This window comes from Bacillus sp. BHET2 (assembly GCF_005938125.1).
In the GTDB taxonomy this organism is placed as follows: Bacteria; Bacillota; Bacilli; order Bacillales; family Bacillaceae_B; genus Rossellomorea.
Genome location: NZ_VCQN01000003.1, coordinates 13,226 through 37,036, shown reverse-complemented (window position 1 = coordinate 37,036; position 23,811 = coordinate 13,226). Strand labels below are relative to the sequence as shown.

At 43.9% G+C, this 23,811-nt stretch carries 18 protein-coding genes; 2 read left to right on the top strand and 16 right to left on the bottom strand.

The window, feature by feature from the left end; all coding sequences use genetic code 11:
* Positions 1 to 30: 30 nt before the first annotated feature.
* The 14 genes from FGG79_RS12885 to FGG79_RS12820 all read right to left on the bottom strand — a co-directional run bounded on the left by FGG79_RS12885 (position 31) and on the right by FGG79_RS12820 (position 19,877).
* A complete protein-coding gene (locus FGG79_RS12885) occupies positions 31 to 1,191 on the bottom strand; it encodes an acetylornithine transaminase (RefSeq protein WP_138778961.1) in 1,161 nt (386 codons plus the stop codon).
* Positions 1,188 to 1,997 (bottom strand): acetylglutamate kinase, encoded by an 810-nt coding sequence (gene argB / locus FGG79_RS12880; protein ID WP_240794271.1) that lies wholly within the window; start codon positions 1,995 to 1,997, stop codon positions 1,188 to 1,190. The genes FGG79_RS12885 and argB overlap by 4 nt, the downstream gene beginning before the upstream one ends.
* Positions 1,960 to 3,189, bottom strand: coding sequence for a bifunctional ornithine acetyltransferase/N-acetylglutamate synthase (argJ, locus tag FGG79_RS12875; RefSeq protein WP_138778959.1), 1,230 nt, complete (start codon positions 3,187 to 3,189; stop codon positions 1,960 to 1,962). Before argJ ends, argB begins: the two co-directional genes overlap by 38 nt.
* 14 nt (positions 3,190 to 3,203) lie before the next feature.
* Positions 3,204 to 4,238 carry an N-acetyl-gamma-glutamyl-phosphate reductase gene (gene argC / locus FGG79_RS12870; RefSeq protein ID WP_138778957.1) on the bottom strand — a complete coding sequence of 345 codons (1,035 nt, stop codon included), beginning with the start codon at positions 4,236 to 4,238 and terminating at the stop codon, positions 3,204 to 3,206.
* Between the two features lie 221 nt (positions 4,239 to 4,459).
* Positions 4,460 to 5,740, bottom strand: coding sequence for an isocitrate lyase (gene aceA, locus FGG79_RS12865; protein ID WP_138778955.1), 1,281 nt, complete (start codon positions 5,738 to 5,740; stop codon positions 4,460 to 4,462).
* A gap of 159 nt (positions 5,741 to 5,899) precedes the next feature.
* Positions 5,900 to 7,489: a malate synthase A gene (gene aceB / locus FGG79_RS12860; RefSeq protein ID WP_138778953.1), complete on the bottom strand. Its 1,590-nt coding sequence runs from the start codon at positions 7,487 to 7,489 to the stop codon at positions 5,900 to 5,902.
* A 279-nt stretch (positions 7,490 to 7,768) separates the two neighbouring features.
* The gene (gene putP / locus FGG79_RS12855) at positions 7,769 to 9,277 is read right to left on the bottom strand and encodes a sodium/proline symporter PutP (protein WP_138778952.1); all 1,509 of its coding nucleotides are present in this window, start codon (positions 9,275 to 9,277) and stop codon (positions 7,769 to 7,771) included.
* An 849-nt stretch (positions 9,278 to 10,126) separates the two neighbouring features.
* On the bottom strand, positions 10,127 to 11,278 hold the full coding sequence (locus tag FGG79_RS12850) for a CamS family sex pheromone protein (protein WP_138778950.1): 1,152 nt from the start codon (positions 11,276 to 11,278) through the stop codon (positions 10,127 to 10,129).
* 15 nt (positions 11,279 to 11,293) lie between these two features.
* Positions 11,294 to 13,300 (bottom strand): NAD-dependent DNA ligase LigA, encoded by a 2,007-nt coding sequence (ligA, locus tag FGG79_RS12845; protein ID WP_138778948.1) that lies wholly within the window; start codon positions 13,298 to 13,300, stop codon positions 11,294 to 11,296.
* 73 nt (positions 13,301 to 13,373) lie between these two features.
* Positions 13,374 to 15,599, bottom strand: a complete 2,226-nt coding sequence (gene pcrA, locus FGG79_RS12840; protein ID WP_138778946.1) for a DNA helicase PcrA — start codon at positions 15,597 to 15,599, stop codon at positions 13,374 to 13,376.
* Between the two features lie 85 nt (positions 15,600 to 15,684).
* Positions 15,685 to 16,371: a heptaprenylglyceryl phosphate synthase gene (pcrB, locus tag FGG79_RS12835; RefSeq protein WP_138778944.1), complete on the bottom strand. Its 687-nt coding sequence runs from the start codon at positions 16,369 to 16,371 to the stop codon at positions 15,685 to 15,687.
* 368 nt (positions 16,372 to 16,739) lie between these two features.
* On the bottom strand, positions 16,740 to 17,039 hold the full coding sequence (locus tag FGG79_RS12830; protein WP_138778942.1) for a YerC/YecD family TrpR-related protein: 300 nt from the start codon (positions 17,037 to 17,039) through the stop codon (positions 16,740 to 16,742).
* 23 nt (positions 17,040 to 17,062) lie between these two features.
* Positions 17,063 to 18,097 (bottom strand): DUF3048 domain-containing protein, encoded by a 1,035-nt coding sequence (locus FGG79_RS12825; RefSeq protein ID WP_138778941.1) that lies wholly within the window; start codon positions 18,095 to 18,097, stop codon positions 17,063 to 17,065.
* 40 nt (positions 18,098 to 18,137) lie between these two features.
* A complete protein-coding gene (locus FGG79_RS12820) occupies positions 18,138 to 19,877 on the bottom strand; it encodes an adenine deaminase C-terminal domain-containing protein (protein ID WP_138778938.1) in 1,740 nt (579 codons plus the stop codon).
* A gap of 124 nt (positions 19,878 to 20,001) precedes the next feature.
* Between FGG79_RS12820 and FGG79_RS22440 the strand changes: the two genes are divergently transcribed.
* Both FGG79_RS22440 and FGG79_RS22350 read left to right on the top strand, forming a co-directional pair.
* Positions 20,002 to 20,454 (top strand): YgaP family membrane protein, encoded by a 453-nt coding sequence (locus tag FGG79_RS22440; protein WP_138778936.1) that lies wholly within the window; start codon positions 20,002 to 20,004, stop codon positions 20,452 to 20,454.
* 157 nt (positions 20,455 to 20,611) lie between these two features.
* Positions 20,612 to 20,725, top strand: a complete 114-nt coding sequence (locus FGG79_RS22350; protein ID WP_346764061.1) for an EYxxD motif small membrane protein — start codon at positions 20,612 to 20,614, stop codon at positions 20,723 to 20,725.
* Here the strand turns inward: FGG79_RS22350 and purD are convergent.
* Positions 20,703 to 21,977, bottom strand: a complete 1,275-nt coding sequence (purD, locus tag FGG79_RS12810) for a phosphoribosylamine--glycine ligase (RefSeq protein ID WP_138778934.1) — start codon at positions 21,975 to 21,977, stop codon at positions 20,703 to 20,705. The two genes, FGG79_RS22350 and purD, sit on opposite strands and share 23 nt — an antisense overlap.
* A 220-nt stretch (positions 21,978 to 22,197) precedes the next feature.
* Positions 22,198 to 23,733 (bottom strand): bifunctional phosphoribosylaminoimidazolecarboxamide formyltransferase/IMP cyclohydrolase, encoded by a 1,536-nt coding sequence (gene purH, locus FGG79_RS12805; protein ID WP_138778932.1) that lies wholly within the window; start codon positions 23,731 to 23,733, stop codon positions 22,198 to 22,200.
* Positions 23,734 to 23,811: the final 78 nt, after the last annotated feature.

Sequence of the window (23,811 nt, the reverse complement as noted above, 5' to 3'; positions counted from 1 at the left end):
TTTTTATACATTTCAAACTAAAAAAATAGATTAATAGAAACTAGCCGATTTCTGTTTCTTCACTGTGCTCACCAATATTTGAAGCGACTTATCGAGTTCGTCGTAAGTGACTGTTAACGGTGGCAATAGACGGATCACATGCACTCCTGCTGGAATAGTTAATAAACCATTGTGTCGCAGCTCATTAATAATTTCATTAACTTCGCAATCGAATTGGATGCCAATCATGAAGCCGGTCCCTTTTATCTCTTTTACAGTCTGACATTCCTGAAGGTGATTCTGCAGCTCTTTGATAAAGTACTTGGCTTTACTCTGAACTTCCTGTAGGAAAGACTCATCGAAAATCGTTTCCAGCGTCGCCTTGGCAGCTGCCATCGCCAATGGGTTCCCCCCGAATGTCGAGCCATGTGTTCCAGGTGAAAACGATGGAATGAGTTCTTCTTTCCCAATCATGGCTCCTACCGGGAAGCCACTTCCCAATCCTTTCGCCGCTGTTACGATATCAGGATCCAGGGAATAATGCTGATAGGCAAACGGAGCTCCTGTACGTCCGATGCCCGTTTGCACTTCATCGATAATGAGTAAAGCACCTAACTCCCTGCACTTCTCCTCCACTGTTTGTAAAAAGGAGATAGTCCCTGGGTTGACCCCACCTTCTCCTTGGATCACCTCCACCATGATTGCTGCAACGTCTTTTTCTTTCACGTTTAAAAGAGCAGATTCATCGTTATAAGGGAAATATTCAAAAGTTGGTAGTAAGGGACCGAATCCACTATGGACCTTTTCTTGTCCAGTCGCGCTCATCGTGGCAAAGGTCCGTCCGTGAAAAGATTGCTTAAAGGTCAGGATCCTTGTTTTCCCCGTATGCTTTTTCGCTAATTTAATCGCCGCTTCATTTGCTTCAGCCCCACTGTTACAGAAGAAAACTGCATCCAAGTTACTTGCAGAAGCGAGAAGGGAAGCCGCTTCTTCCTGCTTGGTAATGGGAAACAGATTGGACACATGCCAAAGCTTCTCCAGCTGTTGTTCAACAGCCTCCTTTACGACTGAAGGAGCGTGACCTAAATTACAAACGGCAATTCCTGAAATGAAATCCAAATATATTTGCCCATTAGAATCTTGTACCTCCGTGCCTTTTCCTGAAACTAATTCAATGTCTAACCGATTATACGTTGGGAATACGTGACTCATATCGCCTGAACCTCTTTTCCTTCTGTTATTCGCGTGCCAATCATTTTACCATCCTGAATGATATCATCCTGACATCCAACGATCATGACTTCATTCATATTAAGGTTCAGAGCTGATAGGGCTGCCTGCACCTTCGGGATCATCCCGCCGTGGATCACACCGGATTCTATATATTGAAGGATCACGTCAATTGTTACACGTGAAACAAGCTCACCGTCTTTTAAAATTCCAGGTACGTCTGTGACAAATACCAACTTCTCAGCCTGTAAGGATTCAGCTATGGCCGATGCAGCCAGATCGGCGTTCACATTCAACTTTTGCCCTTCCTTCGTCATGGCAAGTGGCGCGATAACCGGCAGGTAGTTTAACGAAAGAAGGTTGTCTAGCAGCGTAAGGTTTACCTCCTCAATTTTGCCGACAAAACCCAAAGACTTCTCATCTATGAAAGTTGCCTTTAATAACCCTGCATCGTACCCGCAAAGTCCAACCGCGTTCAATCCGGATAAACTGAGCCGGTGAGTTAACTCACCATTCACCTTCCCCTTTAATACTTGTTCAGCAACTTCTAACACAGCTCCGGTTGTTTTTCTTTGTCCGTTTGTAAAGGTGGATTCAATTCCCAGGTTATTCAGCATTTCCGAGATATGCGGCCCTCCTCCGTGAACGAGTATTATATGGTAATGATGCTGAAGCTCCTTGATGTTTCTGGAAAAGGAGGTGCTCAGTTTAGAAAGGATGCTTCCTCCCAATTTGACGACAATCACAGGCTTATGTTCGATAACTTGCATTGATTTTGACGTAGTCATACGTAAGATCGCACCCCCAAGCTTTCCCTTTTCCTTCACCATTGTTCAACAGGATCTTAATGTTCACATGTTCTGCTTGCATGTCATGACTTACACTCTCTTCAGCGAAGGATTGTGGGGTGCCCTTAGAGAATACAAGCGTCTCTCCAATATAAATGTCACATAGATTGGGTGTGATCGTTACATCACTGTGTCCCATGGCACCTACGATCCTTCCCCAGTTCGGATCGCCTCCAAAGAGGGCTGTTTTCACTAAATTGGAGCCAACAATTTTTTTGGCCAGTATATTCGCTTCCTGATGAGTGTGGGCACCAGTAACATTCACTTCCACTAGCTTGGTTGCCCCTTCACCGTCACGGGCAATTTGTTTAGCGAGGTCCTCACAGACAAGATTCAACCCCTGTTGAAAGTGCATCCAATCCGGGTGATTCTCATGCAATGAATCGTTTTCCGCCATTCCATTTGCCATGGCTATGACCATATCGTTGGTGGACGTTTCTCCATCTACGGTGATTTGGTTGAAGGATTGATTGATGGAAGTATTAAGTGCTGTTTGAAGAATGGACGACTCAATATTCGCATCGGTTGTAATAAAGCCGAGCATCGTCGCCATATTCGGATGGATCATGCCCGATCCTTTCGCACATCCTCCGATTGTGACGGTTTCTCCACCTACTTCTACTTGATAGCATGAAGATTTTTCAATCGTATCCGTCGTCAGGATGGCTTGCTGAAAAGCGTGGGCAGCTTGTTGATTGGAATCAATCTCGATTTCGTTACAGCCCTGTTCCACCTTTTCCATCGGAAGCCACTCACCGATGACCCCGGTGGATGCAACGGCTACATGTTCTTCCAGAATCTGATATCGTTCCGCTATCCACTCCCTTGTCTGATACGCATCTTTCAAGCCTTGTTCGCCTGTACATGCGTTCGCAATTGCACTATTAACAACGATCGCTTGTAGCTGTCCTGATGCAGAGATGCTTTCTTGCGTGACTTTGAGGGGAGCAGCTTGAAAATGACTTTGAGTATAAACGGCTCCGCATTGTGCAGGCTTCTCACTGTAGATGACTCCGAAATCCTTGTTTTTGTATCTTAGACCGGCGTGCATCCCACCTGCCTTGTAACCGAGAGGCGAAAGAATCGTTCCTCCCTTGATTTTTTGTACTACCTTCTCTTTAGCTAGTTTCATTGATTCTCCCCCTCTTACGGATAAATTGGATTGTGATGGAGTCCACTCGTCTCGTCCAAGCCCATCATCACATTCATATTTTGAACCGCTTGCCCCGCAGCCCCTTTCACCAAATTATCGATCACGGATACGATTGTGACACGGTTGGTTCGTGGATCATACTTTATGGAAAGATCACAGAAGTTTGTGCCGGATACCTCTTTTGTGCTCGGAAACTGACCCATCGGACGAATTCTTATAAAGGACTGTTTACCATAGAAGTTTTGATAGATGGTATGTAACTCCTCAGTGGAGCTACCATTCATTAATTCTGCATATATCGTCGCCATGATTCCACGGGTCATCGGAATGAGGTGTGTCGTAAACGTAATCGGGCCCGCTTCCATGTTCCATTGCTTCAATTGCTGTTCAATTTCTGGAATATGTTGATGTTCATGAACTTTATAGATTCGTAGATTTTCCTGGGTTTCAGAAAAATGACTAGATAGAGTAGCCCTCCTTCCCGCTCCCGATAGCCCCGTTTTCGCATCAATAATAATGGAATGGGGATTGATCAGTTCATGATGAAAAAGAGGGGCCAAGCCAAGGAGAGTCGCAGTCGGAAAGCAGCCTGGATTGGCGATCAATTTCGCCTCCCCGATTGCGTTTCGATTCATCTCGGTTAAACCGTATACAGCTTCATTCAAGATTTCAGTCGGTGCAGATTCTCCTTTGTACCACTCTTCATACTCAGTTGGATTCTTTAACCGAAGGTCGCCGGAAAGATCAATCACCTTTGCCTTCTTTCCAAGGAGCCTTTGAGATAATTCCTTGGATACGCCTGATGGCACAGCCAAAAAGACGAAATCCAGCTGTTGCAATTCCTCGATCATAATCGGTTTCACTACTTCCTGTGACAGGCCGGCGAGATGAGGATACTGTTCCACATAACGGGATCCTTCCAGCGAAGATGAATACAAAATACATTCATCGACATAAGGATGCGTCGATAATAACCGATACAACTCCACCCCACTATAACCAGTACTCCCAACAATACCAACATTCATTACCATTCACCACACATAATAAATTTAAATTAGGTCTTATTATATGGATGTATATTAATAAAATCAATAGTATATTTATAAATAATTTCATAATGTTACTCTTTTCACAAAATTGCTCCGATAGTACTACAAGGAACGACCACAAAGAAAGGTCCGTCCCTCGGAGCTTGAACCCCCGAGGGACGGACCTTCTATTTTTATTCATCGCATATACGGAGCTATTAGAATTGGGCAGCTTCCGTTGAACCTTTCAGAGCTGTTGTCGATGATGTTCCACCTGAGATTACCATCGATACTTCGTCAAAGTAGCCAGTTCCGACTTCACGCTGATGCCTTGTTGCGGAATATCCATGCTTCTCGCTTGCAAACTCTGCTTCTTGAAGCTGAGAATATGCAGCCATTCCACGCTCTTTGTAGCCCCTTGCAAGCTCGAACATACTGTGATTCAGTGCATGGAAACCGGCAAGCGTGACGAACTGGAATTTATACCCCATCTTCCCTAGCTCCACCTGGAACTTAGCGATTGTCTCATCATCCAACTTCTTTTTCCAATTAAAGGAAGGGGAGCAGTTATACGCCAATAGTTTCCCTGGATGCTCAGCATGAATTGCCTCGGCAAATTGGCGAGCTTCCTCCAGACTCGGTTCCGACGTTTCACACCAAACCAGATCGGCGTAAGGAGCATAAGCAAGCCCCCTTGCAATCGCCTGGTCAAGACCCGCATTTGTACGGAAGAAGCCTTCCGGAGTTCTGTCTCCTGAAATGAACGGAGCATCGTACGGATCTACATCACTCGTGATGAGATCGGCTGCATTTGCATCTGTACGGGCAACAATCAAGGTCGAAACACCCATCACATCAGCAGCAAGACGGGCAGAAATGAGATTCTTCACGGATGTTTGCGTAGGGAGAAGCACCTTGCCCCCTAAATGTCCGCACTTCTTCTCAGAGGAAAGCTGGTCTTCAAAGTGGACAGCAGAAGCTCCTGCCTCAATCATCCCCTTCATTAATTCGAAGACATTCAACTGGCCACCAAATCCCGCTTCCGCATCGGCCACAATCGGCACAAACCAATCAATCGATTCGTCCCCTTCCACATAGTGAACCTGATCAGCACGCTGCAGTGCTTGGTTGATCCTTTTCACAACTGAAGGTACCGAGTTCGCCGGGTAAAGACTTTGATCAGGATACATCTGGCCTGCTAAATTGGCATCGGCTGCAACTTGCCATCCGCTTAAATAAATCGCCTTCAGTCCCGCTCTTACTTGTTGGACAGCTTGATTACCAGTCAGGGCACCAAGGGCATTAATATAATCTTCTTCGTGAAGAAGGTTCCACAGCTTCTCAGAGCCGCGCTTGGCAAGGGTATGCTCGATGTCGATCGATCCTCTTAAGCGAATCACATCTTCAGCAGAATATGGTCGCGTGATACCTTTCCATCTTGAGTCCATTTCCCATTTTTCTTGAAGTGCCAATACACGTTCGTTATTTTCTTTTACCATTTAGAATCTCTCCCTTTTGTTTTTTAGTGAATGCTTTTTTAGATTCGCTTCAGGTGGGAGGTCCGTCCCTCACTCTGCTGAAGCGGTAATTTACTAAAGAATTTATGCCTGATTCTGCAACCTTTTGACGGCTGCGATTTTCGTTCCAGGTCCGTCCCTCTATAGGATTTGGTAGCCTGGGGTGGTGAGGAAGTCTGTGAATTGGTCGTTATGAATAAGTTGGTCGAATAGGTGGACAGCTTCTTGGAATCGCCGTTCTTTGTACTGATCGTCTCCTAATTGGCTTTTGAGTTTGGTCAGTTCTTCTTGCTTTAATTGTTCATATAAGTCGATGGTGATTTCCCGGCCATCACCCATGACTCCCTTTGGATGGCGGATCCATTGCCATAGCTGAGCACGGGAGATTTCAGCTGTTGCCACATCTTCCATCAGGTCGTGGATCGGAGCCGCCCCCTGTCCGCTCAGCCAGGAAGAGATGTATTGAATGCCGACGTTAATATTTAATCGGACACCCTCTTCTGTTATCTTTCCTTGAGGAACTTCAAGAAGATCTTGCTCTGACACTTCCAGATCCTGTAGCGTTTTTTCTTCGATTTGATTCGGTTTCTTCATTTCCAGATTAAATACTTCCATGGCAACCGGTACAAGGCCGGGATGAGCTACCCACGTTCCATCATGACCATCACGGGCTTCCCTTTCTTTATCCGTTTTCACTTTGTTAAATGCTTCTTGGTTCTTCACGGGATCATTCTTTACAGGAATTTGTGCTGCCATTCCTCCTATAGCAGGCGCTCCCCTTCTATGACAAGTCTTAATCGTAAGCAGGGAATACGATCTCATGAATGGAGACGTCATCGTGACCAATGAGCGATCCGGTAGAATCACATTTTCTTGTTCCCGAAGCTTTTTAATATAGCTGAAAATATAATCCCATCTTCCACAGTTCAACCCTGCTGAATGCTCCTTTAACTCGTAAAGGATTTCATCCATTTCAAATGCCGCCGTGATGGTCTCAATCAGGACCGTTGCTTTAATCGTCCCTTGGGGGATTCCAACATTTTTTTGAGCGAATTCAAATACATCATTCCAAAATCTCGCTTCCAAGTGACTTTCTAATTTAGGTAAGTAAAAATAAGGGCCTTTGTTCAGTGAGGTTAAATACGTCGCGTTATGAAAAAAGAATAAGCCAAAATCCACCAAGCTCGCAGATATAGATTTCCCATCCAGTTCAATATGCTTCTCTTCCAGATGCAATCCTCTCGGTCGAACGATTAATACCGCATGCTCTTTGTTCAGTTCATATCGCTTTCCGTTTGTTTCGAAGTCTATTGTTTGATGCACAGCATCTCTGAGGTTGATTTGTCCTTCTAAGAGGTTGGTCCATGTAGGTGAAGTGGCATCTTCAAAACATGCCATAAAACATTTCGCGCCTGAATTCAACGCATTGATGACCATTTTCCGATCGACAGGTCCGGTAATTTCGACCCTTCGATCCTGAAGAGCTTGAGGAATCGGGCTGACTCTCCACTCACTTTGTCGAATCGATTCCGTTTCAGGTAGAAAGTGAGGAAGCTCTCCTCCATTAATCCGTTCCTGCTGTTTCTCTCTGTTGTGTAACAGATCTCTACGTCTATCTCCGAAACGTCGCTCCAATTGTTCTAAAAACTGTAGTGCCTGCGGGGATAAAATATCATCAAATCCAGGTTTCATCTCCCCTGTTACCTTGATCCCAACCATTTTGGTAGACATGGAATACCATCACTCCTTAAACGTATCAAACAAGTCTATTGTTATAATACAGATTATTTAACATGTTTGTATTATATAACAGACTTTTTTAATTTGGAACACCTTTTTTAACTTTTCTTTCGACAAAATTCGCGAACTATCAAAAGGAGGGGAGAGGAAGAAGAATTCGAAGGCCTGCTCATACAGACATCCCAGAAAGAGAATGCAACAAACAAAAAAGAGGTCCGTCCCTCAGTCACCTTTCGTGACGAGGAACGGACCTCTTTGGTTATTGTTGAATTATTTTACGATGTCGTTTGCAACGGCTTCGTCGAATTCAGCTTGGATCTCAGCGCTTGGCTGTGGTCCAACCTTACTGAAGATGATAATCGCAAGTACGGCCAGGACGAAACCTGGAACTAACTCATACAGTTCGAATGGAATGATCTCAGCTACAGTCAGCTGTTTCCAAACTACGACTGTTACAGCACCAGTGATCATACCTGCCAGTGCACCGTTTCGTGTCATACCTTTCCAGTATAGAGACAGTAGGATAATTGGTCCGAATGCTGAACCGAATCCACCCCACGCATAACTTACCAGATCAAGGATCTTCGTTCCGCCGCCATTTGCAGGATTACCCTGCATTGCAAGCATGATTGCGATGAAAGCGATAAGAAGTACTCCGATACGGCCGACCCATACCAATTCATTATCAGAAGCATTTTTGCGGAGGATGGCTTTGTAGAAATCTTCCGCCAATGCACTTGAAGAAACAAGTAATTGAGAATCGATCGTACTCATGATAGCAGAAAGGATCGCTGCGAGCAGGATACCGGATACCCATGGGTTGAATAATACATCTGTAAAGAAGATAAATACTTTCTCAGAGTTATCAACATCGCCCGTAATCAGTGGCATGTCTGCGAAATAAGCAAGACCTGAGAAACCAACCAATACAGCACCAATCATTGATAGTGTCATCCAGCTCATACCAATCCAACGTGCTTTTGGTACATCTTTCGTGGATTTAAGTGCCATAAATCGAGTGATGATATGTGGTTGACCGAAGTAACCAAGTCCCCAAGCAAGAAGTGAAACAACTCCAATGCCTGTCATCGTGTTCATAGTATCCAGATTAGCTGGATCAACAGCGCGAACGGCGTCAACTGTTGCATTCCATCCACCAAGTTCTGAAATGGCAACAATTGGTGTAATAACCAATGCAAGGAACATTAGAATCCCTTGTACAAAGTCAGTCCAACTTACTGCCAAGAATCCTCCAAGGAAAGTGTAAGAAATAATTACAATCGCACCAATCCAAAGGGACTGATTGTAAGACATATCGAACGTTTCCTGGAATAATAACGCTCCGCCTACAAGACCTGAAGATGTGTAGAAGGTAAAGAATACTAAAATAATCACTGCTGAAATCACACGAAGAAGACGGGAACTATCTCTAAAACGATTTTCAAAGAAATCTGGAACCGTAATCGAGTCGTTTGCGACCTCCGTGTATGAACGTAATCTTGAAGCAACGAACCTCCAGTTTAAATAAGCACCAATAATTAAGCCAATACTTAACCAAATTGAACCTAAACCAATTGCATAAGCAAGACCAGGTAGTCCGAGTAACAACCATGAACTCATGTCAGACGCTCCGGCACTAAGTGCCGCAACCCCCGGTCCTAAACTACGTCCTCCAAGAACGTAATCCGATAAGTTGCTTGTTAACTTGTAAGAAATAATACCGATTGCTAGCATTCCGATTAAATAAACGATAAATGTGACTAAAGTAGCTATATCCATTGTGTAGTTAGCATTCTCCTTTCAGTGAATTTGTATTGCATATTCGTTAGGTGCTTAATCTAACTTTTGAACCATGCCTTAAGACCTTATTAAACATCATTCCAACAGTCCTTTACCCCATGCATACGGGTTGTAAACTTATTCACTCATAAATGTTTGAAAAAGTTTTTTCTGCGAAGCGACTTTCCGTAACAAGTTCACAACGTTATTAATACTAACATACATTCCCATGTATAACAGACTGAATTTTCTGATTACATTTACCTATGTGGATAAATATACAGTTAAATTGTATATATTTTTATGAAAGCGCTTTTTTAGCTATATCTATTCATAAAAATTTATAAAATTAAGTTACCTTTTGTTCACAATTCTGTTTCAATTTCAGTTTTCCACTAACGTTAGCTACTTTATTTTGCTACAAAATGTTGATTTATATACACATGATTTTTCGCAAAAATGGATATGATTGAGGGTATTTTTTGCTGATTTTCATAAAAAAAAGCATGAGGAAATTCTATTCATGCTTTTCAGTATTTTATTATTTTCTCTCTAGCTCTTTCACTCTTTTTTCTAATTTCTTATTTTGCTCAAGAACAACCATCACGATTGAAAATGATCCGCCAGCTAGTACAAGTGCAATGAATTCCATTAACCTTTTCTCCTTCCCTCTTGCCTCACTCGATAAATAATATGGGCGATAATGTTTGCGGGGAGAAATAAGTCCAATCAAAAGCTAGAACCAGCTAAATAACAAAAAAATCCGAACGAATTCGATTCTAATTTAAGAATTTCGAATGGTCGATCGGATTTCCTTTTGCTAAGACACCTTGGCCCAGCCTCTTTTCTCTATTCGTAAATGTGTAAATAGGTTTCTTTACTACCTGGTTTTTTCACAATCAGTGCTTCCGGTCCATAGGACGATGAAACAAGGAGTTCTACATTCCAGTTGTCAGGAGTCTGTTTGCCTACCAGATTGGAAAGATGTTGGGCGAATCCGATGGTTTCTGCCTTTCCCTCGAAGGAAAGGGCAACCTCGAATTTCATGGTGGACAGCTTCTGATTTTGATACAGTGCTTGTCCTGTCAGACCCGTATAGACAGGAAAATACTTTTCGATATCGGTTTTCAGTTCATTAAATACTTTGTAATCGTTCGGATGATTCTCTTGGGCTTCCGGGGAGGGGAATAAATAATAATCTTCATTGATTCCTTCCCAATTTTGAACGCCATTTTCATTTGGTTCCACGGTTGTGGAGGCAAAGAAGTGTCCAGGGACGACCTGATCTTTTGGTGCCTGTTTGTAAAGTGAGATCATGATTGGAACCTTTTGGAGTTCTTTTTGCTGACGAAGGCGATTAAGGACTTCGTCTGCGATTTTAGCGCCTTGTGCTTTTAAGTCTTCGTTGCTTATGTTTTTTACGGTTCTTGTACCATTAGAAAGATTGGTTTCGTACTGCACTGAATTCAACGAAAGGGCGATTGCCACTCCACCGAGCCGTACCTTGTTGTCTTCCTTTTTCATTAAGTAATTGTGTTCAATCACATGAGCCAGATAGATGGGAGCGTTCTCTCCGCTTGATTGTACAGGGTTTAGTCCCACATTCTCAGACTCCTGCATCCCTTTCTCCTTCAGCTGTTCACTGGTATACTTTCTTTGAAGCCAGCTATCAACTGTATTCTTTGTGAGAAATTGACCTTCTTTAAAAAAGTATTCGTCTGTCGAGAAACGATTTTGGGCAATCCGGAGTAAGCCCGTTTCGATCTCATTAATATCATATCTCGATCCTAAATCATTGACGACGACCCCACGGGCTTTACTCGTTTCATAGGGAAGCATCGTTTTGTAATATTCCTTAGAGATCTGGAAACTTGGTATGATGGCTTTCTTCGCCTCTTTATCCTGATTTTCCTGAACGACCTGATCCTGTTTTTCAAATGTCGGAGCACAGCCTCCTACTAATAAGAGTGCGGAGAGAGCGACCGAAATCCTTTTTTTCATTACTCGTTACACCTCTTATCGGTTAAGTTCTTCCATCAGCTTGTCCTCATCCCAGACTTCAATGTTTAGTTCATTGGCTTTCGAAAGCTTGGATCCCGCTTCTTCCCCTGCGATGACAAGATCGGTTTTCTTACTTACACTGCCGGTTATTTTCCCACCGAGCATTTCGATCTTTTCTTTTGCTTCATTCCTGCTTAATTGTTCAATCTTCCCCGTTAAAACAATGGTTTTACCAGCGAAATATGAATCGACTTCACTTGCTGCAACCGGCTTTGGCCCTTTGTATTCCATGTTCACACCGGCACCTTTTAGTTCCTGGATGAGTTCTTTTACTTCATCATTTTCGAAATAGGCAACAATGGCTTCAGCCATTTTATCCCCGATTTCATTTATGTTTGTCAGCTCTTCTTTGCCTCTTCCCATGAGTTGATCCATGGTGCCGAACTCCTGAGACAATGTTTTCGCCGCTTTGGCTCCTACATGACGGATTCCAAGTCCAAATAACAGTTTCTCCAAGGAATTCCCTTTAGATGTCTGAATAGCCTCCAATAAATTATCAACGGATTTCACGCCCATTCGCTCAAGCTGAAGGAGTTGTTCTCGCTCTAATCGATATAAGTCTGCGACATCTTCAATCAATTTTTCCCTGAATAACTGACTGATCACTTTTTCTCCGAGACCATCGATGTTCATAGCGTTTCGTGAAACGAAGTGAATCAGTCCTTCACGAATTTGTGCGGGACATTTTGGATTGATACAGCGCAAAGCCACTTCTCCCTCAAGTCTCACGAGTTCACTTTCGCACTCTGGACAATGAGTCGGCATCTTGAATTCCTCTTCTTCTCCGGTTCTTTTGTCTTCTAATACATTGACCACTTCAGGGATGATGTCTCCCGCTTTTTTAATGACAACATGATCGCCGATTTTAATATCTTTTTCTCTGATTAGATCTTCATTATGAAGAGAGGCCCTTTGAACCGTCGTTCCAGCAACTCGTACAGGTTCGAGTATGGCCGTTGGTGTAACCACACCGGTACGACCGACGCTTAATTCAATGTCCTTTAACACTGTGACAACTTCCTCTGCAGGGAACTTGAAAGCAATCGACCATCTTGGACTTTTCGCTGTCGTTCCGAGCTGTTCCTGTTGTTCAAGAGAGTCAACTTTAATGACGATTCCATCAATGTCATACGAAAGATTCGGACGTTGATCTGTCCATTTCGCTACATAATCAAGGACCTCTTCGATTGTCGCACATTTCTTCCGTTCCGGATTGGTTTTAAAGCCGAGCTGCGCTAACGTGTCAAGCCCCTCACTATGGGAGTCGATTCCTGTATCCCCTGTATCTGCTAACGCGTATAAGAAGATATCAAGATTTCTTGATGCTGCGATTTTCGGATCCAGCTGTCGAAGGGAACCTGCCGCAGCATTCCGAGGGTTGGCAAAAGGCTCTTCCTCTTTTTCTTCTTTTATTTTATTTAATGCTTCGAATGAACCTTTAGGCATAAAGGCTTCCCCACGTACCTCGAAAGACATTGGTTTAGAAATCTTTAAAGGAATCGAGCGAATCGTCTTCAGATTTGATGTGATATCTTCTCCTATGGATCCGTCCCCTCTTGTTGCTCCTTGAACAAAGACACCATCCTCATATCGAAGGGACACAGCCAAGCCATCGATTTTCAGTTCACATACGTAAGAGAAGTCCTCGCCAACAGCTTGACGGACTCGACGATCAAAGTCACGCAGATCTTCTTCGTTGAAGGCATTCCCAAGGCTTAACATCTGGGTTCTATGTTCCACTTTTTTAAACGAATCCAGAATGGCTCCACCCACGCGCTCTGAAGGTGAATCAGATGTTTTCAAATCAGGGAACTCATCTTCTAGTCCAATCAGTTCCCTAAGAAGTTGATCATACTCTGAATCGGGCACAGAAGGCTTATCTATGACATGGTATTCATAATTATATTGATTTAACAGTTCATGTAACTCATTTATACGCTTTTCGGCTGATTGTCGATCCATTTCCACAACCCTTTCTTGCTTATATGTTCAATTATTCAAACATAGTCGAAAGGAGGATCCCCCCTCCGACATGTTACGCTTTCTCAATTGGAGCAAATTTGGCAAGGAGACGCTTGACTCCCATCGGGCTTGGGAAAGCAATATCGAGCTCGACACTGTCTCCAGACCCTTTCACGCTGACAACTGTTCCTGTACCCCACTTTTTATGCTGGGCCTTATCCCCCACTTGCCATGCAACAGATTCTCCACCGGTTGTCGTTTGGACCGGTCGGGAAACAGGCTTTCTGGGGGCAGGGCGTGCAGGTGATTTAGACGTTGATTTCCCGAATGGCGTGAAGGCACTTTTCTTTTCTGCCATGACGTCATCTAACAGGTCAACGGGAATTTCACTAATGAAACGGGAAACAGGATTCATTTTCGTTTGCCCGAATAGCGTTCTCATCTGGGCATTGGTCATGAATAGCTGCTCTTCGGCCCGTGTAATTCCAACGTAAGCTAAGCGGCGTTCTTCCTCCATTTCATCCTCTTCCATAAGGGAACGACTGTGAGGGAATACCCCTTCCTCCATTCCCATAAGGAATACAACAGGAAATTCCAGACCTTTTGCCGCATGAAGGGTCATTAAGATGACGGAATCCTTCGGCTGATCATCTTCATCAAGTTTATCGATATCAGCTACCAGCGCAAGATCTGTTAAAAATGCCACGAGACTCTTATCATCATTGGATCCTTCAAAGCTCTTCGTTACAGACAAGAACTCGTCCAAGTTCTCGAGTCGGGATTGAGACTCAATCGATTTTTCCGCTTTTAACATATCCGTATAACCGGATTTCTCAAGTATTTCTTCTACCAGTTCTGTGACTGATAGATATTCCTGCATGCTTGTGTAACCTTTCACCATCTCCATGAATTCAATCACGGCTTTCGTAATCTTAGGGCTCAGTCCAATGAAATCAGCTTCTGCCAACGCCTTGAACATGGAAATATCATGATCCTCTGCATAACGGGCGATTTTATCGATAGAAGTTGCCCCTACGCCTCTTTTTGGAACGTTAATAACACGTTGAAGGCTGATGTCATCATCAGGATTAGAAATAAGCCTTAGGTAAGCAAGTATGTCCTTGATCTCTTTCCGATCGTAGAACTTGATGCCGCCGACGATGGAGTATTCTATATTCGATTTAAGTAGAACTTCCTCCATGACACGGGACTGGGCATTTGTACGATAAAGAATCGCGAAATCTGAGTACTTTCGCTTACCGCTTTCCATCATTTCTTTGATTTTACCAGTGACGAATTGAGCCTCAGTCTGCTCGGTATCCGCCCTGAAATAGGAAATCTTCTCACCGTCATGATTTTCCGTCCACAAGTTCTTCGGTTTACGATTCGAATTCTTCTGGATCACTTCATTCGCTGCCTGAAGTATTCTCTTCGTTGAACGATAGTTCTGTTCCAGGAAGATGACGGTTGCTCTCGGATAATCCTTCTCAAAGGAAAGGATGTTGGCGATGTCTGCACCGCGCCAGCGATAGATCGATTGATCAGAATCCCCTACTACACAAAGGTTCTGAAAACGGGAAGCCAGTAACTTAACGAGCATATACTGCGCTCTGTTCGTATCCTGGTACTCATCTACGTGGATGTATTGAAATTTACGTTGATAAAATTCCAATACTTCCGGTACGCGTTGAAACAATTGAATCGTCGTCATGATTAAGTCATCAAAATCCAACGCCTGGTTCTTCCGTAACCGCTTCTGATATTCTGTGTACACATCAGACACAACCTGGTCGTAATATCCCCCTACCTGCTTGGATAATTCTTCAGGAGTCGTCAGCTCATTTTTCGCCGAGCTGATCGATCCCAATAGAGAGCGGGGATCGAATTTTTTCGGATCAATGTTCTTTGCTTTTAAAATCGCTTTAATGACCGATTGCTGATCCGTGGAATCGAGAATCGTAAAGTTACGGTTCATCCCGATACGGTCTATATCCCTTCGAAGTATCCGTACACACATACTGTGGAAGGTTGAGATCCAAATATTCTCAGAAGCCCCGCCCAGGATGTTTTCAATACGATCCCTCATCTCTCTTGATGCTTTATTAGTAAAGGTAATCGCTAAAATATTATATGGGTTAACCCCTTTTTCCACCATCAAATACGCAATTCGATGCGTCAAAACTCTCGTCTTCCCCGAGCCTGCCCCTGCCATGATCAGTAACGGTCCTTCTGTCGCTTTCACAGCTTCCGCCTGCTCGGGATTCATTCCATTCAACAATCGATCAGTCAAAAATTGCATACTCTCACACCACCATAACGAACGTACGTTCTATATTTTTGTTTCTATTATATCTTATTTAGGGACGGACCTCCAGTTCTAATCCTTACCCCTTTACCGCTTTTACGGTTTTCAATGCTTCTTTCACGTTCTCATATACAGCATTTCCTACAACGACAACGTCTGATACAGCAGCCATCTCTTTCGCCTGCTGTACCGTTTTTATGCCGCCACCATAGAATAATGTCGTGTTTTCCAGTGAATCCCTTACCTCTTTCACGGTTTCAACATCCCCATATGTACCACTATACTCCAGATAAAAGATCGGCAGGTTGAACATTCTTTCTGCCATCATGGCGTAGGCAGCCGCATCTTCACTTGAAATATCTGTATTGGCTTCGGTCACCTGTGCCGCCTTACAGTCACGGTTCAATATACAATATCCTTCTACGAGGATTTCATCCCAATTCATGATTTCTCCATATTCTTTCACTGCCTGGTGATGCAACCCCGTGACCCAGTTCATGTTCTGACTGTTCATCACCATAGGAATGAAATATAAATCGAAGCCGGGAGTAATTGACTCCAGATTCGATACTTCCAGAATACAAGGAACCGTATATCGTCTCACTCGCGCCATCAAATCAAGAACCTTTTCAAGGGTTACACCGTCCGTTCCCCCTACCATAATGGCATCTGTTCCTGATTCACATACTGCCTCTAAATCTCCATCATCGATTGTCTTATTCGGATCTAGTTTAAATACATGGCTCCATTTTTGGACATCATACATGCTTTGTTCCTCCATTCTTACATCCATCTAACGTATTATATCATGTGTAGAAGGGAGTCGCATTACATCAAAAGCGGAGGCGGCTCGCCCAGAGGCGACAAGCATAAGATGAACCTGACGGAAAGGCGCTCTTTGCCTTTTTGGCAGGTTTAGCTTATGACCTCGAGCCTCTAGCCGCCGGAGCTGGATGACACCAAAAGCGGAGGCGGCTTGCTCAGACCCGACAAGCATAAGGCGAACTGGCCGGAAAGGCGCTTTTTGCCTTTTTGGACAGGTTGACTTATGACCTCGAGGGGCTAGCCGCCGGAGCTGGATGACATCAGGACAAAAAACAAAGACCGCTCATCATGACGACAGCGGTCCTACGATTATTTTTCTTCCTGGTGTACACGATCCAATACAAGCTGATAGGTATCGTTTCCATAATTCAAGCAACGCTTCACGCGGGAAATGGTTGCCGTGCTTGCTCCCGTTTCTGTTTCAATCTTATGATACGTCTTCCCACTCTGAAGCATGCGAGCTACTTCCAGACGTTGGGCAAGCGATTGTATTTCGTTAATTGTGCAAAGATCATCGAAGAAGCGATAGCATTCTTCAAGATCTTGTAGAGAAAGAACAGCGTTGAATAACTGATCCAGCTCCTTGCCTCTTAATTTATTTATTTGCATTAAAAAGACTCCTTTTCCATCTATTATTGATATGAAACAGATCCCGCTAATCCAGGGGAACTTGGAATGATGTTGATCCATGTAGATCCTTTTTGCAGGCTTATAGGTTTATCATTGTCATATGGCAGAATCCGACCATCCATGTTCTTCCACTGTACTTCCCTTAGCTTCCCCTCTTGAATCAAGTAGGCATCCCCACCGGATTCAAGATCAATGTCCCGTCTTCCTGAATCGTCCACCACTGAATGTGGCGTTTCCACAATAAAGAGATTTTCTACTAAAACAGGGGATTTGGAATCGTAATCAATGGTCTGTTCACCATCTGAGTAACGTTCATATTTACCCTCTTCTTCATTGAAATCATACATGACGTTAAATAACTGATTCTGGCTGTACGAAATCATGATGGATTTCGCTGATTCTCCACTTGTACTCCCCTTATCACTGAAGTTCAATGATTTAGGCGGGCTCTCCATATCAAAGCCGTTCTTCTCTGCTCCCTCAACGATGTGCTTATATGAGATATAAGAATTATGAGGGGCTTTGCGAAAACTAGCCCGTTTAAATAACGTTCCATCGTATTGCATACCATTTAGATTATCGATAAATCCACCCGTCAGCATTTCCTTTGCCTCCGGACTATATCCGTGAGCAACATACAGACTGTTATACCCTTTAGCAAGCTCTATATAATAATCTCTCGCACTTCGGACAGGACCGATCTCTTCAGGCATTTGGCTTTGGAAAATCGCTAAGAAACGTGTGATATCCCCTTCAGCTAACACTTCATACACGATATCGGCTTTCGATAGGCCAGATTGCGGGCGGGCCTTTGGATGATTATTCACCATAACGGCTACCGACCGAGCAGAAGACTCTTCCTCCTGTGCAATCCCGGTTAGGGGGGATTGATTCATTTCTTCCGTTTCTACACCTGTATCTTCTTTTACAACGTGCGTTGCCGTTTCTTTATCAGATTCTTTCTTTATCTCTTTATCTGAACTACATGCGACAAGTGTCAACGAGCTTAACGCAATAATCAAAGCTCTTTTCAGCATGTTTATTAACACCCCTATTACTATCCTATACTTTATTATTTTAACGCATTATCGTTGGAAAGAGTACCGTTTTCTTCATTACATCATAGATTCCCTTCTGTGTCATCCGGATGTATGGCAGATGAGTGGACTGGAGAAACAACAATGTATAAATAGGATCCAGAAAGCGATAACCTCTTTCTTTCAATAAGTCTTTGAGTATTTTTTCCTCTTCAATAAGTTCCGGCATGTCCTTATGTGAAAGAAGGCCGCTTAATGGAAGTGGGATTTCGTGAATGACTTCACCGTTCTCTGTCAGAACGATTCCGCCGCCTATTTCCTTCATTCGACTGAACGCAGCAATCATATCCGGTTTACTCTTTCCAATCAAGATAATATCACCTGTATTTGAATAGGAAGACGCAAAGCCCATGACACCGTTCGAGAATCCTTTAATCAAGGTACTGATTCTCCATTTCCCTTTCCGGTCCAGGAGCATTAGGAATGATTGATCATGGTCTGGCTCAAGTATATCAGTAGATGGATTAATCGAAATGGAATATGGTTTGGTAATGACATCGTTCACCATTTCAATTCCAAACGGCATGGAGAATTGAAGGTCGTCGTAGCCTACTTCCCAATCGAGGTCCATAGGCTTGAATCCGTTTGTATTCCAATTGATTACAGTGGAATCCTCTACTTGTTCACTCTCTCTTCTTACCCAGGTTCCCTTCGAAAGAACGGAGACGGGGGTCGGGTCATCTTTTGCAGAAAGGAAATTAATATTTGCCACCCTTCCTGTAGCGATCATCCCGTGTAGATGAGTGATGTGATAGTAATTGGCGACATTATAGCTAGCCATATTATATGCTTCGATCGGAGGTATTCCCTTATCGATCGCCATTTTTATCATGAAATCCAATACACCTTTTTCGTAAAAGCCCGGTGTGGACCCATCTGTCGTGAACAGGAGGGAATCATATGAATCGATCCCTTTTTCTTTGAGTCCATCTAATAGTGCAGGCAGATCCGGTCTAATCGATGAATGGCGCAATGTGACAGTCAGACCTTGAATCAGGCGTTTATACACATCTTCCCCTGTCATCGCTTCATGATCGCCGTCTATTCCTAATACACGTAGCTTAGCAATCGTTTTGTCAGAAGCCCCTGGAAGGTGTCCTTCAACGATCTTCCCCATCCGCTTGGCTTCCTGCATCCAGTGAAGAATCAAGTCGTCCCCCTGGAGAAGTCTCGGCCAGGCAGTCAGCTCTCCCCCTTGCAGTACAGAATCATGCTCAAGCCATGATTTCACTTCACCATTTGAAAAGGTGACCTCTTCATTCATCATCTCTGTTTGAGAGTCAAATCGTGTCCACCAGTACATTGAGACAGGCAATTCATTGAACTCCCTCAATAAAGTAAACGCTTTCTTTTTTTCTAATTGCAAAAACATCATCAGGTTATCATTGACGAATGTCGTTGTACCAGTTTGGGATGCATACTTAGAAAAAGATTGGGGATTATAAAGCTGAAACGGATGTACATGCGGTTCTATATATCCGGGCACGAGGTACTGTGACTCACAGTCCATTATTTCACATTGTTCAATGTTATCCGGGAGTTGGTCACCTGTGTATACAATTCGATCTTGGTAAATCCAAATGTGGCCTTGCACCCATTTCTTCAAAGTCGAGTGAAGGTACGTTGCATTCTTCAACAGAAGGCTTGGAGATAATTCTCCATTCAGTACTTGTACATGTTCTCGTAGTTGTTTGTTCTTCCATCTGTAGCGCTGTTCCAAAGTGAACACTCCTCTAGTGGAATGGTATTAGTTTAAGTTTCATTTTATGTTAACATATTTTACTATTTAACGCATTAACGGTTTACAACAATTATGTGAATTTTCTATTAAGGAGGAGTTAAACATGAAAGTATCATCAAACATAGGGATTATCAATGCCCTCATCCGCATCACCATCGGTTTCACAATTCTCGCCTGGAGCACATCGAAGCTTGCAAGACGTCCTTGGAGGGATTCTTATCTCGTGATGGCCATGATCGGTGCCATGAAAGTGGGAGAAGGGATTCTTCGCTACTGCCCAGTTACAGCCCTGTTTGAAAAAACAGGAGACGAAAATGGAGGAAACAGCGGGTTCGCTGGCTTTAAAGCAAAAGATATGATGAACTTTAAAGACATGCTGAAATCCGACAAATCAACCCATCAGCCGGAGAACCATCAAGCAGACCAGCACAACCAAGACCCGATGAAAAACACAAAAAAAGAATCCAACTTCAACCCCGAACAACTCACCAACAAAGAAGTCCAAGAAGCACTAAACGGGGACAAAAGCGATAGAGGGACGGACCTCCCTTCTTAAGCAAATGAGGGACGGACCTCTCCCTCATTTCCCCAGTCCTAAGCGTTTTTATCGGGTTGGGGTTCTATTTAAACTATAAAGTGCCGAGGTCCGTCCCTAAGAAAGGACATGGCCCGGCACTCTTGATCGATCATTTATTGAAAAGGAGTTGCTTGTGATGTTTTGGGAGTACTTAACGGATATGTCTTATGTGTTGTTTTCGTTAATTGGCGGGATCATTGCCATTGCTTATGTGTACGTCCGTAAATCTAGGAAGAGACGCGTTCGATAGCTTTCTGCCCGATATCTCTTCTGTAGAACAAGCCTTCCCACTCTATCTTCGCTAATTCTGCATATACATCAGATTGAGCTTTAGCAACAGATGGTGCAGAGGACGCAACCAGCAATACCCTTCCACCATTGGAGACAAGGGTTCCTTCATCGTTCAGCTCTGTTCCAGCATGGTATACAAGGGTTTGTTCATTTAATGTTTCCTTCAGATGGGGCAGGGAAATCCCTTTCTCATATTTTTCTGGATAGCCATCCGCTGCCAGTACGACACCAAGAACCGCGTCTTCTGACCATTGCAATTGCACCGGCTTCCCTTCGATCATGTTCTTCACGACGAGACCGAAGTCAGAAGTCAAACGTGGCAGCACTACTTGCGTTTCCGGATCACCGAATCTTGCATTGAATTCGATGACCTTTGGCCCATCACTTGTCAGCATTAGACCTGCATAAAGAATGCCGGTAAAGGAACGATTCTCTTTTACCATCGCTTGAGCGGTTGGATAAAGGACCGTTGAAATCGCTTCTTCGACAACTTCGTCCGATATTTGAGGAACAGGAGAATAAGCACCCATCCCGCCAGTATTCGGTCCTTGATCTCCATCAAAGGCACGCTTATGGTCCTGTGCAATCACCATCGGATAGACCGATTCGCCATTCACAAAAGCCATGAGTGAAAATTCTTCCCCAAAAAGACACTCTTCCACTACGACTTTGGTTGACGCATCTCCAAATTTCTCTTGTAGGAGCATCGCTTCCAATGCGCTAATAGCTTCGGCCTCTGTTTCGGCAACCACGACACCCTTACCTGCAGCAAGTCCATCTGCTTTCACCACAATCGGGGCACCGACTTCTTTCACATAATCGATCGCCTTCTCACCACTTGTGAATACTTCATACTTAGCCGTTGGGATGTTGTATTTTTTCATTAATTCTTTAGAGAACGATTTGCTTCCTTCAATAATGGCTGCTTCTTTCGTTGGTCCAAATATCTTGAGACCCTCTTCCTGGAAACGATTGACGATGCCATCTAATAATGGGTTTTCAGGACCGACAAAGGTAAAGGCAATGTTTTCTTTATTGGCAAATGCTATCAGTTCATTCACATCGGACTCATTATACGGAAGATTTGTCGCGATGCTTGCAATCCCTGCGTTCCCAGGTGCACAAAATACCTCTTGCACACTTTCACTCTCCGCAAACTTCTTACAAATAGCATGTTCGCGACCACCACGACCGATTACAAGTACTTTCATCTTGAAAAGCCCCCTTTTTTAAGAAAACCTCTCCTTAGTGTGTTAGATGAGGAGAGGTTGGTATATGAAATGCATATAAGATATGGTTGGCTGGAGGGACGGACCTCTTATCAATCCCCCTGCAACCCAGATATCCACTGACGAATTCCTTTTCCTGCAAGGTCTGGATGTTTCATGACCTATAGATTTGCTCCGAATTTAGAGGTCCGTCCCTAAGAGATTAATGCTTAAAATGACGGATTCCGGTTAAGACCATGGTGATGCCGTATTCGTCGGCTTTTTTGATGGAGTCTTCGTCACGGATGGACCCTCCTGGTTGGATGATGGCTGTAATACCCGCTGTGGCAGCCGCTTCCACGGTGTCATCCATTGGGAAGAATGCATCGGATGCCATGGCGGCTCCTTTTGCTTTTGCTCCTGCCTGAAGAAGGGCAATGTTGGCAGCACCTACGCGGTTCATTTGTCCTGCGCCTACTCCAACCGTCATGTGTGCATCCGTTACAACGATGGCATTCGACTTCACATGTTTCACGACTTTCCAGCCAAGCTTCATGCTTGCCCACTCTGCTTCTGTAGGTTCCCGTTTCGTTACGACTCTCAGTTCTGCATCATCAAGAGTGAACGTGTCGTCCGCTTGAACCAACAAGCCACCTTCAACCGTCGTTAACTTACGCTCGATCTTATTAGTAGATTCAAATGGAACCGTTAATAATCGGATATTCTTCTTGCCTGAAAGGATGTCAAACGCCTCATCACTGAATGCAGGAGCGATGACGATCTCCAAGAAAATTTCATGAAGTTGCTTCGCCGTATCTTCATCGACCATTCGATTTAAGGCGACGATTCCACCAAAGATAGAAGTAGAGTCCGCTTCATAGGCTTTCGAGAAAGCTTCATTGATTGACGTCCCCACTCCGACACCACATGGATTCATATGCTTCACTGCAACTGCCGCCGGTTCCGTGAATTCCTTCACGATTTGAAGGGCCGCATTCGCATCATTGATATTGTTATAGGAAAGGTCTTTTCCGTGAAGCTGTCTTGCCATAGCTACTGAGAATTCAGAACCGAGTGGCGCACGGTAGAAAGAAGCCTGTTGATGAGGATTTTCCCCGTAGCGGAGCGTTTGCTTCAATTCATAAGTTCTTGTAAAACGCTCAGGATTTTCTTCACCGGAAATATCAGTCATATACTCAGCGATGAATGCATCGTAAGCAGCTGTATGGCGGAACACCTTGGCAGCAAGCTTTCGACGCTTCTCCAATGATACTTCGCCTTGAAGCTTTAACCCCGTAATCACTTCATCATAGTCTAATGCGTCCACAACCACCGTTACATATTGATGGTTTTTCGCTGCTGCACGGAGCATCGTCGGACCACCGATGTCTATATTTTCGATTGCTTCTTCTACACCGACGTTCGGCTTTGCAATCGTTTGTTGGAATGGATAAAGATTGACACATACCAGGTCGATGCCTTCGATCCCCTGTTCCTGAAGCTGTCTGCGATGGCTTTCTTCGCCACGTTTTGCAAGGAGTCCACCATGAATAGAAGGATGAAGGGTCTTTACACGCCCTTCAAGGATTTCCGGGAACCCCGTTACCTCTTCAACTCCCATTACGTCCACATCATTCTCTAGAAGGAGCTTCTTTGTTCCACCTGTCGATATGATTTCGTAACCTAGTGCCTTTAATTCTGTAGCGAATTCGATGACTCCGCTTTTATCTGAAACACTGATCAATGCTCTCTTTTTCAATGTCTGATCCTCCTCTGCCTTCTGTTATGCTGATTTTATTCCATTATTTTGTTGAATTGGAGATGGATTCGAAGGTTT

What these genes read in the sequence shown, in the direction of transcription:
- FGG79_RS12850 (WP_138778950.1), bottom strand. Translation starts at nt 11,278, where the DNA reads ATGAAAAAAAGGATTTCGGTCGCTCTCTCCGCACTCTTATTAGTAGGA.
- purD (WP_138778934.1), bottom strand. Translation starts at nt 21,977, where the DNA reads ATGAAAGTACTTGTAATCGGTCGTGGTGGTCGCGAACATGCTATTTGT.
- argJ (WP_138778959.1), bottom strand. Translation starts at nt 3,189, where the DNA reads ATGAAACTAGCTAAAGAGAAGGTAGTACAAAAAATCAAGGGAGGAACG.
- argB (WP_240794271.1), bottom strand. Translation starts at nt 1,997, where the DNA reads ATGACTACGTCAAAATCAATGCAAGTTATCGAACATAAGCCTGTGATT.
- FGG79_RS12825 (WP_138778941.1), bottom strand. Translation starts at nt 18,097, where the DNA reads ATGCTGAAAAGAGCTTTGATTATTGCGTTAAGCTCGTTGACACTTGTC.
- FGG79_RS22350 (WP_346764061.1), top strand. Translation starts at nt 20,612, where the DNA reads ATGTTTTGGGAGTACTTAACGGATATGTCTTATGTGTTGTTTTCGTTA.
- FGG79_RS22440 (WP_138778936.1), top strand. Translation starts at nt 20,002, where the DNA reads ATGAAAGTATCATCAAACATAGGGATTATCAATGCCCTCATCCGCATC.
- pcrA (WP_138778946.1), bottom strand. Translation starts at nt 15,599, where the DNA reads ATGCAATTTTTGACTGATCGATTGTTGAATGGAATGAATCCCGAGCAG.
- FGG79_RS12830 (WP_138778942.1), bottom strand. Translation starts at nt 17,039, where the DNA reads ATGCAAATAAATAAATTAAGAGGCAAGGAGCTGGATCAGTTATTCAAC.
- aceA (WP_138778955.1), bottom strand. Translation starts at nt 5,740, where the DNA reads ATGGTAAAAGAAAATAACGAACGTGTATTGGCACTTCAAGAAAAATGG.
- argC (WP_138778957.1), bottom strand. Translation starts at nt 4,238, where the DNA reads ATGAATGTTGGTATTGTTGGGAGTACTGGTTATAGTGGGGTGGAGTTG.
- aceB (WP_138778953.1), bottom strand. Translation starts at nt 7,489, where the DNA reads ATGTCTACCAAAATGGTTGGGATCAAGGTAACAGGGGAGATGAAACCT.
- putP (WP_138778952.1), bottom strand. Translation starts at nt 9,277, where the DNA reads ATGGATATAGCTACTTTAGTCACATTTATCGTTTATTTAATCGGAATG.
- ligA (WP_138778948.1), bottom strand. Translation starts at nt 13,300, where the DNA reads ATGGATCGACAATCAGCCGAAAAGCGTATAAATGAGTTACATGAACTG.
- FGG79_RS12885 (WP_138778961.1), bottom strand. Translation starts at nt 1,191, where the DNA reads ATGAGTCACGTATTCCCAACGTATAATCGGTTAGACATTGAATTAGTT.
- pcrB (WP_138778944.1), bottom strand. Translation starts at nt 16,371, where the DNA reads ATGTATGATGTCCAAAAATGGAGCCATGTATTTAAACTAGATCCGAAT.